General features: G+C 74.2%; 19 protein-coding genes and 1 riboswitch. Of the genes, 1 reads left to right on the forward strand and 18 read right to left on the reverse strand.

Going from position 1 to position 15,717, the window contains the following annotated elements; genetic code table 11:
• Window positions 1–22: 22 nt before the first annotated feature.
• The 6 genes from AC1DUE_RS10665 to AC1DUE_RS10690 are packed head-to-tail and all read right to left on the reverse strand — an operon-like array spanning window position 23 to window position 4,457.
• Window positions 23–940 (reverse strand): diacylglycerol/lipid kinase family protein, encoded by a 918-nt coding sequence (locus tag AC1DUE_RS10665; RefSeq protein WP_477039388.1) that lies wholly within the window; start codon window positions 938–940, stop codon window positions 23–25.
• Window positions 937–1,725 (reverse strand): twin-arginine translocase subunit TatC, encoded by a 789-nt coding sequence (gene tatC, locus AC1DUE_RS10670; protein WP_477039461.1) that lies wholly within the window; start codon window positions 1,723–1,725, stop codon window positions 937–939. The genes AC1DUE_RS10665 and tatC overlap by 4 nt, the downstream gene beginning before the upstream one ends.
• A 43-nt stretch (window positions 1,726–1,768) precedes the next feature.
• Window positions 1,769–2,059, reverse strand: a complete 291-nt coding sequence (tatA, locus tag AC1DUE_RS10675; protein ID WP_477039389.1) for a Sec-independent protein translocase subunit TatA — start codon at window positions 2,057–2,059, stop codon at window positions 1,769–1,771.
• Window positions 2,060–2,117: 58 nt separating this feature from the next.
• Window positions 2,118–2,447 carry a hypothetical protein gene (locus tag AC1DUE_RS10680; RefSeq protein ID WP_477039390.1) on the reverse strand — a complete coding sequence of 110 codons (330 nt, stop codon included), beginning with the start codon at window positions 2,445–2,447 and terminating at the stop codon, window positions 2,118–2,120.
• A 2-nt stretch (window positions 2,448–2,449) separates the two neighbouring features.
• Window positions 2,450–3,424 carry a helix-turn-helix transcriptional regulator gene (locus AC1DUE_RS10685; protein ID WP_477039391.1) on the reverse strand — a complete coding sequence of 325 codons (975 nt, stop codon included), beginning with the start codon at window positions 3,422–3,424 and terminating at the stop codon, window positions 2,450–2,452.
• Entirely contained in the window at window positions 3,417–4,457 is a 1,041-nt protein-coding gene (locus AC1DUE_RS10690; protein ID WP_477039392.1) for a helix-turn-helix transcriptional regulator, read from the reverse strand. The genes AC1DUE_RS10685 and AC1DUE_RS10690 overlap by 8 nt, the downstream gene beginning before the upstream one ends.
• 34 nt (window positions 4,458–4,491) lie before the next feature.
• Here AC1DUE_RS10690 and AC1DUE_RS10695 point away from each other — a divergent pair, with 34 nt between their 5' ends.
• Entirely contained in the window at window positions 4,492–5,616 is a 1,125-nt protein-coding gene (locus AC1DUE_RS10695; protein WP_477039393.1) for a DUF3866 family protein, read from the forward strand.
• Here AC1DUE_RS10695 and AC1DUE_RS10700 read toward each other — a convergent pair.
• The 12 genes from AC1DUE_RS10700 to AC1DUE_RS10755 form a co-directional block, all read right to left on the reverse strand.
• Window positions 5,609–6,529: a 2-phosphosulfolactate phosphatase gene (locus AC1DUE_RS10700; protein ID WP_477039394.1), complete on the reverse strand. Its 921-nt coding sequence runs from the start codon at window positions 6,527–6,529 to the stop codon at window positions 5,609–5,611. The two genes, AC1DUE_RS10695 and AC1DUE_RS10700, sit on opposite strands and share 8 nt — an antisense overlap.
• A gap of 1 nt (window position 6,530) precedes the next feature.
• The gene (locus tag AC1DUE_RS10705) at window positions 6,531–6,968 is read right to left on the reverse strand and encodes a PH domain-containing protein (protein WP_477039395.1); all 438 of its coding nucleotides are present in this window, start codon (window positions 6,966–6,968) and stop codon (window positions 6,531–6,533) included.
• Between the two features lie 8 nt (window positions 6,969–6,976).
• On the reverse strand, window positions 6,977–7,825 hold the full coding sequence (hisG, locus tag AC1DUE_RS10710) for an ATP phosphoribosyltransferase (protein ID WP_477039396.1): 849 nt from the start codon (window positions 7,823–7,825) through the stop codon (window positions 6,977–6,979).
• Window positions 7,826–7,842: 17 nt separating this feature from the next.
• The gene (locus tag AC1DUE_RS10715; protein ID WP_477039397.1) at window positions 7,843–8,106 is read right to left on the reverse strand and encodes a phosphoribosyl-ATP diphosphatase; all 264 of its coding nucleotides are present in this window, start codon (window positions 8,104–8,106) and stop codon (window positions 7,843–7,845) included.
• Window positions 8,103–8,810 carry a nicotinamide riboside transporter PnuC gene (gene pnuC, locus AC1DUE_RS10720; RefSeq protein WP_477039398.1) on the reverse strand — a complete coding sequence of 236 codons (708 nt, stop codon included), beginning with the start codon at window positions 8,808–8,810 and terminating at the stop codon, window positions 8,103–8,105. Before pnuC ends, AC1DUE_RS10715 begins: the two co-directional genes overlap by 4 nt.
• Window positions 8,810–9,277, reverse strand: coding sequence for a 6,7-dimethyl-8-ribityllumazine synthase (gene ribH, locus AC1DUE_RS10725; RefSeq protein ID WP_477039399.1), 468 nt, complete (start codon window positions 9,275–9,277; stop codon window positions 8,810–8,812). The genes pnuC and ribH overlap by 1 nt, the downstream gene beginning before the upstream one ends.
• Window positions 9,274–10,629 carry a 3,4-dihydroxy-2-butanone-4-phosphate synthase gene (gene ribB, locus AC1DUE_RS10730; RefSeq protein ID WP_477039400.1) on the reverse strand — a complete coding sequence of 452 codons (1,356 nt, stop codon included), beginning with the start codon at window positions 10,627–10,629 and terminating at the stop codon, window positions 9,274–9,276. The genes ribH and ribB overlap by 4 nt, the downstream gene beginning before the upstream one ends.
• On the reverse strand, window positions 10,626–11,231 hold the full coding sequence (locus tag AC1DUE_RS10735) for a riboflavin synthase (protein WP_477039401.1): 606 nt from the start codon (window positions 11,229–11,231) through the stop codon (window positions 10,626–10,628). The genes ribB and AC1DUE_RS10735 overlap by 4 nt, the downstream gene beginning before the upstream one ends.
• The gene (gene ribD, locus AC1DUE_RS10740; RefSeq protein WP_477039402.1) at window positions 11,231–12,298 is read right to left on the reverse strand and encodes a bifunctional diaminohydroxyphosphoribosylaminopyrimidine deaminase/5-amino-6-(5-phosphoribosylamino)uracil reductase RibD; all 1,068 of its coding nucleotides are present in this window, start codon (window positions 12,296–12,298) and stop codon (window positions 11,231–11,233) included. The genes AC1DUE_RS10735 and ribD overlap by 1 nt, the downstream gene beginning before the upstream one ends.
• A 75-nt stretch (window positions 12,299–12,373) precedes the next feature.
• Window positions 12,374–12,506, reverse strand: a riboswitch (FMN riboswitch).
• 80 nt (window positions 12,507–12,586) lie between these two features.
• Entirely contained in the window at window positions 12,587–13,249 is a 663-nt protein-coding gene (gene rpe, locus AC1DUE_RS10745; protein WP_477039403.1) for a ribulose-phosphate 3-epimerase, read from the reverse strand.
• Window positions 13,250–13,280: 31 nt separating this feature from the next.
• The gene (locus AC1DUE_RS10750; RefSeq protein ID WP_477039404.1) at window positions 13,281–14,780 is read right to left on the reverse strand and encodes an RsmB/NOP family class I SAM-dependent RNA methyltransferase; all 1,500 of its coding nucleotides are present in this window, start codon (window positions 14,778–14,780) and stop codon (window positions 13,281–13,283) included.
• Complete coding sequence (locus AC1DUE_RS10755) at window positions 14,777–15,715, reverse strand: methionyl-tRNA formyltransferase (RefSeq protein ID WP_477039405.1); 939 nt, start codon at window positions 15,713–15,715, stop codon at window positions 14,777–14,779. The genes AC1DUE_RS10750 and AC1DUE_RS10755 overlap by 4 nt, the downstream gene beginning before the upstream one ends.
• Between the last annotated feature and the right edge of the window lie 2 nt (window positions 15,716–15,717).

Consider the following 15,717-nt stretch of genomic DNA (forward strand, 5'->3'; position numbering starts at 1 on the left):
GCCCACAGGCCCGGCGCGCGCATCAGCACAGGACGGAGAGCGCCCCGGGCTCGACGGTGACCCGCAGCGGGAGCGGTCCGACGCGCTCCCCGTCGGCGAACGCGGCGGGCGGCAGGCCGCCGAGGTCGGTCAGCGGCTCGATGAGCACGGACCGGCTGCGGAACACGTCGACGGACGGGTGGCCCACGTGCTTGCCCCCGTAGATGCCGGGGAAGATCTTGATCACGCCGGGCTTGCTGAAGGGTCCGGCGACGACGACGTCGAGCAGACCGTCGTCCACGACGGCGTCGGGCGCGATCTTCAGGCCGCCGCCGATCCACGGCACGTTCGCGACCGCGACGAGCGTGCCGGTGGACTCCCACACCTGGTCGTCCATGGTCACGCGGTACCCGTAGGGCTCGAACCTGGGCAGCTCGGCGAGCAACGCCCGCACGTACCGCCCGGAGCCCTTGGGCCAGGTCATCTCGTTCGCCCGGGCGTTGATCGCGGCGTCGAACCCGCAGGACAGCACTCCGAGGAACCACTCGTGCGCGGCCGTGCCGGGCGGACCGACGCGCACCGCGTCCACCTGCCGGGGTCCCTCGCGCAGCCCGTGCTCGATGGCGGCGACGGACGCGTCGACGTGGCCCGGCTTCGGCAGCTCGAGCGTGCGCGCGATGTCGTTGCCCGTCCCCGCCGCGACGACGCCGAGCGGCAGGTCGGTGCCGGCGACGACGTTCACGCCCAGGTGCACCATCCCGTCGCCGCCCACGACCACCAGCGCGTCGAGGCCCGCCAGGACGGCCGTGCGGGCGCGGTCGGTGGCCAGCGCGAGCGAGGCAGCCGAGAGGTCCTGGACGTCGTGCCCGCGAGCACGCAGCAGCTCGTGCGTGCGTCGGCCGGCGGCGGTCCCCCGCCCCTTGCCCGCGGTGGGGTTCACCACGACGCCCAGACGAGTCACGCGGCCCCCCCGGGGGTGTCGTCGGGCAGGTAGCCGTCGAGCGTCGGCAGCCCCTCGGCCAGGCGACGCTTGTTGACCCGCCGGTCGTGCAGCTCGCAGACCAGCAGCGCGATGAAGTACAGCCCGCAGATCGGCAGCGCGACCATGAGCATCGTGATCGCGTCGGGGGTCGGGGTCATGACGGCCGCGAAGACGAACGCGATCACGACGGCCCACCGCCAGCTGCGGCGCCACATCGCCGCCGAGCCGAGGCCCGCGAAGTTGAGGGCGACCATGAGCACGGGCAGCAGGAACGCCAGACCGAAGGCCAGGGTCAGGCGCATGACGAAGCCGAGGTACGTCTGGGCGTCGATGAGGTTGTACGCGCCCTCGGGGGTGAACTCGGTCAGCAGCCGGACGGCGTTCGGCAGCGCCCACCAGGCGAGGTAGGCGCCCGCGAGGAAGAGCGGCACGGCGACGCCGACGAACCCGTACGCGTACGCGCGCTCGCGACGCGTGAGCCCGGGCGTGATGAAGCCCCAGAGCTGGTAGATCCACCAGGGGCTCGAGATGAGCACGCCGAGGAAGAACGAGACCTTGATCTGCATGTCGAACGAGGCGGCCAGGCCGTTGAAGTTCAGCCCGACGAGGTCGCCGCGCGCCTCGGCCACGTCCTGGATGGGCTGCTGCAGGGCCTCGAAGACCGGCGTGTACAGGAACCACCCGATGACGGCCCCGACGAGCAGGCCGATGACGGCGAGGAACAGCCGGTGACGCAGCTCGACCAGATGTGCTCGCAGCGGCATCCGGCCGCCGGGTTCATCCCCGCGGCGTGCGCTCACCTGCGGGTCAGACCTTCGGCGGGGCGGAACCCTCGGTCGGCTCGGGCCGGTCCGGGGTGACGACGGGCGTCTGCACGACGACCGGCGGGGTGACGACGGTGGTCTGGGCCACCGGGGTGGTGCCGGCCGGCGCGTCCGTCGTCGGCGCGTCGTCCTTGTTCAGGTCCTTGACCTCGTTCTTGAAGATCTTCATCGACTGCCCGACGCTCTTGGCCACGTCCGGGAGCCGCTTGGCCCCGAAGACGAGAAGGACCACGGCGAGCACGAGAACCACGTGCCAGGCGCTGAGGTTACGCACGGATCGAGCCTCCGTCGTTGAGTGATGACTCGGCAATCCTACGCGCGCGCGGAAACGGTCAGCGCCAGTAGGCCTTCCAGGCGCGTCGGGTCGCCTCGCGACGAGCCTGCCGGGCGACCCGGCGGCCGGCCGCGGCGACGCGGAGCTCGGCGTAGCGGTCGTACATCTCGGCGGGCTCGGCGAAGACAGTCTGACCGGTGTCGGGCCGCAGAGCGGCGGCCGCGGCCTGCAGCTCGTCGACGCGCACGGCTAGCTGCTCGGCGACCTCGGCGGCACGCCCGAGCTCCTTCGCCAGCGCGACGCCGGACCGCCACAGCCGCCGGCCGAGCAGGAAGGCGCCACCCAGCGTCGCCAGCACCAGCACGGTCCACACGGAGAACCAGAGCACCCTCACACCCCCGTCTCGGCGAGCGCACCGTAGGCCCGCAGCGCCGCTCGGGCCGACGACGCGACCTCCTCGGCGACGCGGGCGGGCTGGATCTCGAGCACGTCGTCGGCGACCTGGAGCACGAGGTGCCGCAGCCAGGACTCCTGCACCACCCGCAGGTCGACCTCGAACGAGCCGTCGTCGTGGTTGCGTACGGCGTCGACGGGCGTCGTCTCGGCGACCCACCGGGCCCGGCTGGTCAGGTGCAGCGTGACGAGCTCACCCTCGGGCCCGGGCGCGAACAGGTGCGCGCTCTCGCTCACCTGGTGCTCGAGGCTCGGCTCGTCCAGGACGTGGGCCTCCAGCACCCGGTCGATGCGGAAGAGCCGCTCGCCGTCCACGAGCAGGCACCACGCCAGCAGGTACGAGCGCTCGTCGTCGGTCGCGAGCCGGATCGGGTCCACGTCGCGCTCGGTGGTGATGTCCGCGGCGTTCACGTAGCGCAGGTGCAGCCGTCGCCCGTCGCGCAGGGCCGTCGCGACCGCTGCGGCCACGTCGGGCGCGGCGTCGACGGCGAGCCGCACGTCGACCGCCGCTGCGGCGTCGCCGGTCGCCGCGGTCAGCTTGCCCAGCGCCGAGCGCAGGACCGCGGCACGCTCGGGGTCCATGGCCGAGCCGAGGGCCGAGTCGAGCGCCCGCAGCGCCGCGACCAGCGCGACCGCCTCACGGGCACCCAGGCGCAGCGGCCGCGTCATGCCTCGCGACTCCGTGAGGCGCACGACGCCCTGCTCGTAGGAGGCCGCGTCGAAGTCGATGAGGTCGTGCGGGTAGTAACCCGGCGTGCCCGTGACCCAGAGCGTGTCGATGTCCGACATCACCTGGCCGGTCGTCACGCCGAAGTGGTCGGCGATCTCCTCGACCGCGACGCCCTCGTGCCGGTCCAGGTAGGTGATCATCCCCAGCATCCGCAGGAGCCGGTCGCTGGCGCGCTCAGCCATCGACGCTCACCCCCTGCTGGTCGACGGACGAGTCGAGGACGGCCGCGGTCCGCAGCAGGTGCAGGACGTGCTCGCGCAGGCTGACGGGCGCGAGCACGACGACGGCCGCGCCGTAGCCGACGAGCTCCTCGGCCAGCTCCCACTCGGCCCGGTACGGCACGTGCACCAGCTCGCGGTTCGCGACGAGGGGCGCGGTCGCGGGGTCGGCGGTCCAGTCCGGGGCGTCCGGTGGCGCGGGGACGGCGCGCGCCCGCGGGGCGCTCGCGCGCTCCGGGAGGATCGCCAGCGTCGCGGTCAGCTCGGGTCCGGCTCCCCACGCGCGCATCGCCTGGGCGAGCGCCTCCGGCTCGGGGGGCGGGAACGACCCGGGCTCCCCCACCGACCGCACGGCACCCTCGATGCGGCTCAGCCGGTACGACCGGCTGGCGCCACGGTCCCGGTCCAGGCCGACGAGCACCCAGCCGCCACGCCGGGCGAGCAGCTTCCACGGCTCCACGACGCGCTCGCGGACCTCGCCGGTGGTCGCGGCGCGGTAGGTGAACCGGACCGGCTGCCGCGCCTGGACGGCGTCGACGAGCGGGCTGAACGCGCCGCCGCCCGCCCGCACGCGCGGGGAGAGGCCCGCGACGAGGTCCGTCGACTCGACACCCTCGCCGACGGCCCGCAGCTTGGTCAGGGCGCGCGACGTGTCCGCCTGGACGGCCTGGTCCTGCCACACCTGGGCGGCCATGGCCAGCACCCCGAGCTCGGCGGCGGTGAGGTCGAGCGGGGGCAGCGCGTAGGCGTCCAGGTCGACCCGGTAGCCGATGTCGTCGCCGTGGCCGGCGTCGGTGATCGTCAGGATCGGGATGCCGAGGTCGCGCAGGGTGTCCTTGTCGCGCTCGAACATCCGCTCGAACGCGTCGTCGGACGGTGCCTCCTGGTAGCCGGCGACACTTGTGCGCACCTGCTCCTTCGTCATGCGGCCGGCCGTGTTGACCAGGGCGATGACGAGGTTGAGCAGGCGCTCGGCAGGGGCGATCTGAGCGGCCATCGAGCACCACCGTAGTGGCCGGTAGCGTGGGCGCGTGATCACGTGGCGTGCTGGGGTCGTGGTGTCGCTCGGATCCACGTGGCCGGGCGCCGCAGAGGTGACGGTCGAGCTGGAGTCGCCGGTCGGGGCGGTTCCCGCCGGCGGGACCGTCCGGGCGCTGGCCTACCCCTCCCTCGTCGGGTCCCCCGTCATCGGCGACCGGGTCCTGCTCAACGTCTCGGCCCTGGCCCGTGGGCTGGGCACCGGCGGCTACGCACTGGTCGTCGCGCGGCCCGACACCCCGCCGGCCGACCCGCCCGAGGGTCCCGGCCACCTGGTCAAGGCCAGGTACACGCCGCTGCAGGCGATGGTCCTGGGGGTCGACGACCAGGAGTCGCCGCACCACGACGTGCTTCGCGACGCGGACGACCTCGCCGGGCTGCCGGTCGTCGTCGCGGACCTGCACTCCGCCCTCCCCGCGATCGTCGCTGGCGCCCGCTTCGCCGCCGCCCGCACCGGCCAGGCACCTCCGAGGGTCGCGTACGTGATGACCGACGGCGGCGCGCTGCCCGCCTGGTTCTCCCGGGCCGTCGCGGGCCTGCGGTCGGCGGGCTGGATCGACGCCTGCATCACGACCGGGCAGGCGTTCGGCGGCGACCTCGAGGCGGTCACGGTGCACACCGGGCTGCTGGCCGCGCGGCACGTCGTCGGCGCCTCGCTCGTGGTCGTCGCGCAGGGGCCGGGCAACCTCGGCACGGGCACGCGCTGGGGGTTCTCGGGCGTCGCGGCGGGCGAGGCCGTCAACGCGGCGGCCACGCTGGGCGGTCGCCCGGTCGCGTCCCTGCGCGTCTCGGGGGCGGACGAGCGCGAGCGCCACCTCGGCATCTCGCACCACTCCCTGACGGCCTACGGACGGGTCGCGCTCGCGGCCGCGGACGTCGTCGTCCCCGTGTTCGACCCGGGTGCGCTCGACGGGCTCGGGCACCGGATCGACGACCAGGTCGCGGCGCTGTCGTCGCGGCACCGCCTGGTGCGGGTGCCCGCAGGAGCGGACCTGCTGAGCGCGCTGGCGAGCTCACCGGTTCGCCTGTCGACGATGGGCCGGGGGCTCGATGCCGACCCGGCGTCGTTCCTGACCGCCGCCGCCGCGGGCGTGCACGCGGTCGACCTGCTCAGCTGACGAAGACGCCGTCGACCAGCGTCGGCACCGACGTGCTGCGACCGACCTCTGCCGCGATGTCCACGTCGCCGGCGAACCCGGCACGGCCCAGCTCGAGACCGCTCGTGCACCCGTGCAGGGCGGTGCGCTCGTGGCCGCGCACCTCCCGGTAGGCCGCAGCCGCGGCGGACGCCTCGGGCGACAGCACGAGTCCCTGCTGCTGCAGCGCGTCGATCACGGCGCCCGCACCCCAGAGGTCCTCGACCGCGGGCCGCAACGATCCGTCCGGCCATCGTTCGCCGGCCGCCACGACCAGTACCCGTCCGAGCGGTCCGACCTCGGCGGCGACCGCGTGGGCGTTGCGCAGGCTCGCACCCACGACGGTCGTGCCGAGATCCGCGAGCCGGCGACTGATCGTCGAGCCGTTCGGCGACGGCAGGACGATCCGTCCGGGAGCGTCCCACCGTCGCAGGCTCGCCGGCGACAGCGACGGCCCGTGCGCGGCGGTCCGCGGACCGGCGACCGTGGCACCCCGGTCGGCGGCGAGCCGCGCGGCGTCCTCGGCGCTGCCCGCGTGCGGCAGGACGTCGATACCCAGGTCCGCGGCGACGGACAGCGTCGTGGTGAACGAGAGCACGTCGACGACCACGGAGACGGCCGCCGACGCCGCCAGGGATCGCGCACCCGGCAGCCCCCACTCGAAGCAGACCGGGTAGCCGGGCTGCGCAGCAGGGTCCTCCCCGAGGTACCCCGTCGCGGGGTCGATCCCGGCGAGGAACCCGCGGATGGTCTGCGCAAGCCGTCCAGGGTCGAGCGGCATGCCGCTCGAGGAGAAGCCGTAGCCGGGGTTCGGACCGGTCAACCACGTCAGGTCGTAGCCGCCGGCCGCGCGCTCGACGACGCGGAACCGCTCGCCGTCGACCTCGATCTCCACCTCAGTCGTCCCGAGGCGTGGCCGTGTGCTGGGCGACGAGGGTCGAGAGGCGCCGGGCCTCGGCGTCGGCGTAGGCGCCGTCCGCCCGCTGGATGCCCATGACGGCCAGCGTGTCGCCGTCGGACAGGTCCAGCTGGACCCACGGCCGCCCGGAGCCGAAGCGCACCGAGACGATCTCGGCCCACTCCAGCCGGCGCGTGTAGACGAGGTTCCGGACCGTGACGCCCTCGTCGTCGACCCGGGCCTGGACGGTGGCCTGTCGCCAGCAGAACCCCGCGATGAGCAGCCCGACCAGCGCGAAGCCGACCTGGTCGCCGGTGTTCAGGGTCGGCATGAACACGATCAGCAGGCCCGTCAGGACGAGGACGACGACCGCGAGCGTGAGCGTCACCACCCGCGCGGCGCGAGGTCGGAACGTCCGGTACGACGATGCCGCCACGACGACGCTCAGAGTCGGCAGGCGTGGATCGACGTCACCAGGATCGCGCGCGCACCGATGTCGTAGAGGGAGTCCATGACGCGGTTCGTCTGGTCGCGACGGACCATGGCGCGCACGGCCGCCCAGTCGCGGTTGTGCAGCGGGGAGACGGTGGGCGACTCGAGCCCGGGCGTGATCGCGACGGCCTTGTCGACGAGGTCGAGCGGCACGTCGTAGTCCATCAGCACGTACTCGCGCGCAGTGAGCACGCCCTGGATCCGCCGGGTCAGCACGTCGAGGCCCAGGGGCTCGTCGACGTCGGACCGGCGGACCAGGACGGCCTCCGAGCGCAGGATCGGCTCCGCGAAGATCTCGAGGCCTGCCGCGCGCAGCGTCGTGCCGGTCTCGACGACGTCCGCGATCACGTCGGCGACGCCGAGCTTGATCGCGGACTCGACCGCACCGTCCAGCCGCACGACGCCGGCCGGCTCGATGCCGAGCGAGCGCAGGTACGAGCGCACCAGCACCGGGTAGCTCGTCGCGACCCGGCGGCCACCGACCTGCGCGACGTCGGTCCACTCCCCGGCCGCGCCGGCGAACCGGAACGTCGAGCGGGCGAACCCGAGCGGCAGGTGCTCGACGGCCGCGGACTCCGAGTCGAGCATCAGGTCGCGGCCGGTGATCCCGACGTCGACGGTCCCCGCGCCGACGTACACCGCGATGTCGCGCGGGCGCAGGAAGAAGAACTCGACGTCGTTGTCCGGGTCGGGCAGCACGAGCTCGCGGGAGTCGCGACGCTGCTTGTAGCCGGCCTCCTTGAGCATCTCGACGGCAGGCTCCGACAGGGAGCCCTTGTTCGGGACGGCAATCCTCAGCACAGCGAAGTCCTTGGGTCTCAGAGGTGCGCGTACACGTCGTCGAGCGTCAGTCCGCGCGCGATCATGAGCACCTGCAGGTGGTACAGCAGCTGGGAGATCTCCTCAGCCGTCCGCTCGTCCGACTCGTACTCGGCCGCCATCCAGACCTCGGCGGCCTCCTCGACGACCTTCTTGCCGATGCCATGGACACCGGAGTCGATCTCGGCGACGGTACGGGAGCCGGCGGGGCGGGTAGCCGCCTTGTCCGCCAGCTCGGCGAACAGCGCGTCGAAGGTCTTCACTCGGCCAAGAGTAGGGGCTGCTGCGGCAGCCCTCCGTCGCCGTCCGCGGGCCGGGCGCGTGCCTGCTGACGCCACCACACCACGAAGCCCCAGATCACGACGCCCGCGTAGACGAGGTAGAGGGCGGCCGACGGGTAGTAGCCGGCCGTGAACAGCAGCGGCACCCCGACGGCGTCGACGGCGATCCAGATGAGCCAGAACTCGATCCAGCCGCGCGCCATCCCGTACGTGGCCAGGAACGACCCCGTGAAGATCCACGCGTCGGCCCACGGTCCCCACGAGCCGAGCGCCTCGAAGATGTACGCGAACGCGACCGTCCCGACGACGCCGATGGTGACGAGCTGGATCCAGCCGTTGCGGCCCGCCCAGCGCGGCACGACCCCGGGCGCGTCCGGGTCCCCGTGCGCGCGTCCGGCCGCCCGCGCCTGGCTCCACCGCACCCAGCCGTAGACCGAGACGATGATGAAGAAGACCTGACGGCCCGCCTGCCCGTACAGGTCGCGCGCCTGCGGCGTGTGGAACACGCCACCGAGGAACACGGTGAACAGCAGGACGTTGCCGACGATGCCGACGGGCCACGCCCAGACCTTCCGGCGCATGCCGCCGATCGCCGAGCCCAGGCCGAAGCCGTTGCCGACGATCTCGCGCCAGAGGATGTCGTGGCCCGCGATGGTCCACGTCGCGTCGAAGAGCCAGTTGTGCACTAGAGCCCCCGCAGCGCCACAACCGTCGCCACGGCGGCCTCCGCAGCCTCGGCGCCCTTGTCCTCGTGCGACCCGGGCAAGCCGGCGCGGTCGAGCGCCTGCGCCTCGTCGTCGCAGGTCAGGACGCCGAAGCCGACCGGGATGCCGGTCGACCCGGCGACGTCCGTCAGGCCGAGCGTCGCGGCCTGGCACACGTACTCGAAGTGCGGGGTGCCGCCGCGGATCACGACGCCCAGGGCGACGACCGCGTTCGCGCCGGCCTCGACCGCGGCGCGCGCGGCCACCGGCAGCTCGAACGTGCCCGGCACGCGGATGACGGTCACGTCGCTGACGTGCGCGGCCTCCAGGGCTCGCGTCGCGCCGGCGAGCAGGCCGTCCATGACGACCGTGTGCCAGCTCGCGGCGACGACGACGACCTTCAGGCCCGTGCCGTCGACGGTCAGGGTGGGTGCTCCAGCACCGCTCATGCCAGGTCCTCCAGGTTCTCGAACGCGTGGTCCTCGTGGTCGGCGCCGGGGGTGGCCGGCGTCGCGTGCACCGGTGCGACGGCGATGGGCTCGCGCTCGGTGCCGGCAGGCAGGTGGAGCAGGTGCCCCATCGACGTGGCCTTGGTGCGCAGGTAGGCCTCGTTCTGCGGGGTGCGTCCGACCTCGAGGCTGCGGATCTCCGCGACGTCGATGCCGTGCGCCCGCAGCCCGGCCACCTTGGCGGGGTTGTTGGTGAGCAGGCTGACCCGGCTCACCCCGAGGTCGGTGAGGATCGCTGCCGCGGCACCGTACTCGCGGCGGTCCGCGGGCCAGCCGAGGTCGAGGTTGGCCTCGACCGTGTCCCGACCGGCGTCCTGCAGCGCGTAGGCGGCGACCTTGGCCAGCAGTCCGATCCCCCGGCCCTCGTGACCGCGCAGGTAGACGACCGCCCCGCCCTGCTGCGACGCGAGCTCGAGCGCCGCGTCGAGCTGCGGACCGCAGTCGCAGCGCGCCGAGCCGAACGCGTCGCCCGTGAGGCACTCGGAGTGCACGCGGACCACGGGGTGCTCGGCCAGGCCGCTCGTCGGCACCAGCGCGACGTGCTCGTCGCCGGTGCGCAGGTCGCGGTAGCCGTGGATGCGGAACTCGCCGTGCTTCGTCGGCAGGTACGCCGTGTGCGTCGCGTGCACCCGCTCGCGCGGCGGCGCGGCGACCGCGACCTCGCTGGTCACGTCGTCGCCGTGGCTCGTCCGCCAGGCGACGATGTCCTCGATGGTCAGGAGCACGAGCCCCTCGGCCTGCGCGAGCTCGGACGCGACGTCGAGCCGCGTCATCGTGCCGTCGTCGTTGACCAGCTCGGCGATCGCACCGACCGGCTCCAGGCCCGCGAGCCGGCACAGGTCGACCGCGGCCTCGGTGTGGCCGGCCCGGTGCAGCACGCCCCCGGGGACGGCACGCAGCGGCAGGACGTGCCCGGGCCGGATGAGGTCCTCCCGGCCCGACGCCGGGTCCGCCAGCACCCGGAGCGTGCGGGCACGGTCGGACGCGGAGATGCCCGTCGTCACGCCCGTGGCCGCGTCGACCGTGACCGTGTAGGCCGTTCGGCGCGGGTCCTGGCTGTGGGGCACCATCAGCGGCAGGTCCAGGGCATCCGCGCGGGACGCCGGCATGGGCGCGCACAGGTACCCCGACGAGTGCCGGATGGTCCACGCGATCCACTCGGGTGTGGCGGACTGCGCCGCGAGGATGACGTCGGCCTCGTTCTCGCGGTCCGGGGAGTCGGCGACGAGCACGGGCCGTCCCTGCCGCAACGCCTCCAGGGCCTCCTCGACGGTGCCCAGACGGACGCTCATCGCAGCACCCCGGCCGAGGACAGCAGCCGTTCGGTGTACTTGGCCAGGACGTCCACCTCGATGTTCACGCGGGCTCCGGGTGCCAGGGTGCCGAGGGTGGTCGCCTCGAGCGTCGTCGGGATGAGCGAGACGCCGAACGAGTCGTCCGTGACGTGCGTGACGGTCAGCGAGATGCCGGACACCGCGATCGAGCCCTTCTCGGCGATGTACCGGCTGAGCTCGGGCGCGAGGCCGATCTCGACGTCGTCCCACCGCGGTCCGGGGGTGCGGCTCAGGATCGTGCCGACCCCGTCGACGTGCCCCTGCACGACGTGGCCGCCGTACCGACCGCCGACCGCCAGCGCGCGCTCGAGGTTCACCGGGCTGGACACACCGAGGTCCTCCAGCGCGCTGCGGCGGAGGGTCTCCGGCATCACGTCGGCCCAGAACGTCCCGTCGCCGGGCAGCTCGGTCACCGTGAGACAGACGCCCGAGACGCTGATCGAGTCCCCCAGGTGCGCGTCCGAGACCACGAGCGGGCCGCGCACGCGCAGCCGGGCGTCCTGCGCCCCCTGCTCGATGGCCTGGACGGTGCCGACCTCTTCGACGATTCCGGTGAACATCAGCTCTCCTCGCTGGTGGTGCTGGTGAGTTCGGGGGTGGCGACGACGAGCACGTCCGGGCCGAGCGGCAGGACCGTGCGCGTGGTCAGGCGGACGGCCTGGTCGATCGTCGTGACGCCGAGGTCGGCCAGCGCGGGCGGGCCGGAGCCGAGCAGGACGGGGGCGACGTAGGCGTGCACCTCGTCCACGAGCCCGGCCCGCACGAACGCCGCGGCGAGGGTCGGGCCGCCCTCGACCAGGACGTGCCGCACCTCGCGCTCCTGCAGGCGCGCCAGGACCTCGGCCGGGTCGTGCGTCCGCAGCGCGAGCAGCTCCCCGCCCGGGCCGTGCAGGCGCGCGCCGGCAGGCACCGGCCGGTACCCGACGACGACGCGCAGCGGCTGGTCGCCGTGCAGCTCGCCCGCGGCGTTGCGGGCGGTGAGGGACGGGTCGTCGGCCAGCGCGGTCCCGGTGCCGACGACGATCGCGCCCACCTCGGCGCGCAGGTCGTGAGCGTGGTGGCGCGACACCTCCGACGTGATCCACCGGCTGGACCCGTCGGCTGCGGCGATCCGGCCGTCGAGGGACGTGGCGAGCTTGAGCGTGACGAACGGGCGCCCACGTTCGACCGACGGCAGCCAGGCGCCGAGCAGCTCGCGCCCCTCGTCGGCGAGCACGCCGGTCTGCACGTCGACGCCGGCGTCCCGGAGCCGCTGGGCGCCGCCCGCGGCCACCGGGTTGGGGTCGACGACCGACACCACCACGCGGCTGACACCTGCGGCGATCAGGGCCTCGGAGCACGGGCCGGTGCGGCCGGTGTGGTTGCACGGCTCGAGCGTGACGACTGCGGTCGCGCCGACGGTGTCGCTGCCGCGTGCCTCCGCGTCGACGAGGGCGGCGACCTCGGCGTGCGGGGTGCCGGCACCGCGGTGCCAGCCCTCCCCCAGGACCTCGCCGGACGCGCTCAGCAGGACCGCGCCGACGCGCGGGTTCGGGCCACCGGCCGGGCCGCGTCGCGCGATCTCCAGCGCGTGCCGCAGGGCAGACAGCTCGGCGGGAGCGACGCGCTCGACCTCCGTGCTGGACATGCTCACCTCCGGGCGCGATGGCTCCGGGGTGTGGGCGGCAGGAAGGGTCCCGCAACCACGGCGCACAGGCGCCGCCACGTGATCCTCCCATCCGGACTTTCACCGTCGGTCCTGGAGTTCCACCAGGTCAACCGCCCGATCCTTGCGGACCGGTCGGGTCGCGGACTGTCACCGCCGGCTCGGAATTACACCGACCCCGGAGCACGTGTATGTGTTCGTACTGCGCCAACGATCATGCCACACGCGGCATTCCCGACAGCAAACCCGATCTGCTGGATCGGGATTCGTTCAGACCGCCGGGCCGTCCGCGAGCAACCGCAGGGCGGAGATCTCGGCGGCGATGTCGGGGGCGCCGTAGACGGCCGACCCGGCGACGAAGACGTTCGCGCCGGCCTGCGCGATCCGCGCGATCGTGTCCCGGGCGACGCCGCCGTCCACCTGCAGCCAGGTCGACGCGCCGGTCTCCTCGATCGCCTGCCGCGTCCGCCGGATCTTGGGCAGCATGCCCTCGATGAACGACTGGCCCCCGAACCCGGGCTCGACGGTCATCACGAGCACCATGTCGAACTCGGGCAGCAGGTCCAGGATCGGCTCGACCGGCGACGCCGGACGCAGCGCGATCCCCGCCCGCACGCCGTTGGACCGCAGCTCGCGCGCGAGCCGCACGGGCGCCTGCGTCGCCTCGGCGTGGAACGTCACCGACGCCGCTCCGGCTGCCGCGTACTCGGGCGCCCACCGGTCGGCGTCCTCGATCATGAGGTGCACGTCGAGCGGCACCGCGGACACCTCGGCGATCCGCTGCACGATCGGGAGCCCGAGCGTCAGGTTGGGGACGAAGTGGTTGTCCATGACGTCCACGTGGACGTAGTCGGCGGTGGCGATCCGCGCGAGGTCCCGCTCGAGGTTGACGAAGTCCGCGGACAGGATGCTCGGGTTGATCAGCGCTGGCACGGCGACCAGCCTAGCCAGGGCCCCACCGAGATCACGACGTGCGGCGCAGCAGGCTCAGGTGCATCGCGTCCGTGCCGTGCACGTGCGGCCACAGCTGCACGTCGAGGCGTCCCTCGGGCAGGTCGATCTGCCCGTCCGGGACGATCCCCCGGACCACGGCCTGGGCGTCGAGCACCTCGACGACGAGGTTCTCCCTGTCGGCGGCACGCAGCGCGTCCTTCACGACGAGCTGGGTCTCGACGAGGTGCGGCGAGCAGGTGACGTAGGCGACGACGCCGCCGGGGCGCACCGCCCGCAGCGCCGACACGAGCAGCTCGCGCTGGAGGGCGTTCAGCGGGGCGACGTCGGCCGCCGTCCTGCGCCACCGCGCCTCCGGCCGACGCCTCAGGGCACCGAGCCCGGTGCACGGTGCGTCGACCATGACCCGGTCGAACGACGCGGGCTCCTGCGTGCCGACCTCGCGACCGTCGCCCGTGCGCACGTCCTCGACGGCGTCGGCGGGGACGGCCCGCAACGCCTGCTCGACCAGCTGCGTGCGGTGCGGCTGCAGCTCGTTGGCGACGATCCGCGCCCCGCGCTCCCCCGCGACGGCTGCGAGCAGCGCGGCCTTGCCGCCCGGGCCCGCGCACAGGTCCAGCCATCGGTCGTCGCGACCGTGGACCGGGACCTGCGTCAGCGCGAGCGCCACGAGCTGGCTGCCCTCGTCCTGCACCCCGGAGCGACCGTCGCGCACACTCGGCAGGGCGGCCGGGTCGCCGCCTGCCAGGACCACCGCGGTCGGTGTCAGCGCACCGCGCGTCGAGCCGGGCGCGTCCGCGAGCACCTCGTCGGCGTCGGCCAGACCCGGCCGGGCCACGACGGTCACGTGCGGCGCCACGTTGTCCGCGACGAGCAGCTCCTCGATCTCGTCGACAGACCGCCCGTGCCCGGCGAGGGCCTCCCGCAGCGCACGGACCACCCAGACGGGATGGCTCTGCACGGCGGCGAGGGCGCCGAGGTGGTCGGCCCCCTCGGTGATCCGCTGCTCCCACACGTCGAGCGGCTCGCGGCCGATCGCGCGCAGGACGGCGTTCACGAACTGGGACGCACCCGTGCCGAGCTGCTCCCGGGCGAGACCGACCGTCTCGGACACCGCCGCGTGGGCGGGCACGCGCATGCCGAGCAGCTGGTGGGCGCCCAGGCGGAGCACGTCCAGGACGGGTGGGTCGATCTTGTCGGTCGGGCGCGACGCCGCCAGCGCGATGATCGCGTCGTAGCGACCCTGCAGCCGCAGCGTGCCGTAGGCGAGCTCCGTGGCGAACGCCGCGTCGCGCGCGTCGATCCGGCGCTCGCGGAGCAGCGGCGGCAGGACGAGGTTGGCGTAGGAGTCGGTGCCGGCGACCGCGCGCAGGACGTCGTACGCGGCCGTGCGCGCGGCGTCGCTGCCCTTGCGCCGCTGCGACGGCGCCGCCGACGAACGCTGCGTCCGGCCCTGCGCGCGAGCCGCGCCTCGCTGGCGGCCGCTCGGGTCGCGCCGGTCGTCGGCGGTCATGCCGCACCGCCCAGCACGACCGTGCCCTCGAGGCGCGCACCGCGTGCCCAGTCGGCGGCCGCCATCGGACGCTTGCCCTGCGGCGTGACCTCGCCGAGCCGCACCGCGTGCCCGCCGGTGCCGACGAGCACCTCCCGCTTGCCCGCGCGCACCTCGCCGGGCGGGAGGTCGGTGACGTCGGGCACGCCCACGACCGGGCCTAGACCGAGGCGTGAACCGTCCGGCAGCGTGGTCCACGCGCCGGGCGTGGGCGTGCAGCCGCGGACCCGGCGGTCGACGGCGTGCGGCGGCTGGTTCCAGCGCACGCGCGCGTCCTCGGTGTCGAGCTTCGGGGCGTGGCTGACCCCGTCCGTACTCTGCGCCACCGGGCTCAGGATCCCGTCCTCGATCGCGTCCAGCGTCCGCACGAGCAGCCCCGCGCCCGCGACCGCGAGCCGGTCGAGCAGGTCGCCCGCGGTGTCGCGCGGGCGGATCGTCTCGGTGAGGAACCCGTAGACCGGCCCGGTGTCCAGCCCGGCCTCGAGCCGGAACGTGGAGGCGCCCGTGACCTCGTCGCCGGCGATCAGCGCGTGCTGCACGGGAGCCGCGCCGCGCCAGGCGGGCAGCACCGAGAAGTGCAGGTTGACCCAGCCGTGCGTCGGCACGTCGAGCAGCGCGGGCGGGACGAGGGCGCCGTAGGCGACCACGGGTGCGGCGTCGACGGCCAGCTCGGCCAGGCGCGCCTGGAAGGCCTCGTCGCGCGGGCGGTCCGGGGTGAGCACCTCGAGGCCCGCCTCCAGCGCGCGGGCCTTGACCGCGCTCACGCCGGACGTGCGTCCGCGGCCGGAGCGGGCGTCAGGTCGCGTGAGCACGGCGACCACCTCGTGGCGGGATCCGAGGAGCGCCTCGAGCGACGGCACCGCGGCCGCGGGAGTTCCGGCGAAGAGCAGTCGCATGG

The organism is Cellulomonas sp. P4_A2 (assembly GCF_056402515.1).

Bases quoted from the DNA above. Each gene is read 5' to 3' on its own strand.
- tatC (WP_477039461.1), bottom strand. From the start codon at position 1,725: ATGCCGCTGCGAGCACATCTGGTCGAGCTGCGTCACCGGCTGTTCCTC.
- AC1DUE_RS10685 (WP_477039391.1), bottom strand. From the start codon at position 3,424: ATGGCTGAGCGCGCCAGCGACCGGCTCCTGCGGATGCTGGGGATGATC.
- AC1DUE_RS10690 (WP_477039392.1), bottom strand. From the start codon at position 4,457: ATGGCCGCTCAGATCGCCCCTGCCGAGCGCCTGCTCAACCTCGTCATC.
- ribH (WP_477039399.1), bottom strand. From the start codon at position 9,277: ATGAGCGGTGCTGGAGCACCCACCCTGACCGTCGACGGCACGGGCCTG.
- ribB (WP_477039400.1), bottom strand. From the start codon at position 10,629: ATGAGCGTCCGTCTGGGCACCGTCGAGGAGGCCCTGGAGGCGTTGCGG.
- AC1DUE_RS10735 (WP_477039401.1), bottom strand. From the start codon at position 11,231: ATGTTCACCGGAATCGTCGAAGAGGTCGGCACCGTCCAGGCCATCGAG.
- ribD (WP_477039402.1), bottom strand. From the start codon at position 12,298: ATGTCCAGCACGGAGGTCGAGCGCGTCGCTCCCGCCGAGCTGTCTGCC.
- AC1DUE_RS10750 (WP_477039404.1), bottom strand. From the start codon at position 14,780: ATGACCGCCGACGACCGGCGCGACCCGAGCGGCCGCCAGCGAGGCGCG.
- AC1DUE_RS10755 (WP_477039405.1), bottom strand. From the start codon at position 15,715: ATGCGACTGCTCTTCGCCGGAACTCCCGCGGCCGCGGTGCCGTCGCTC.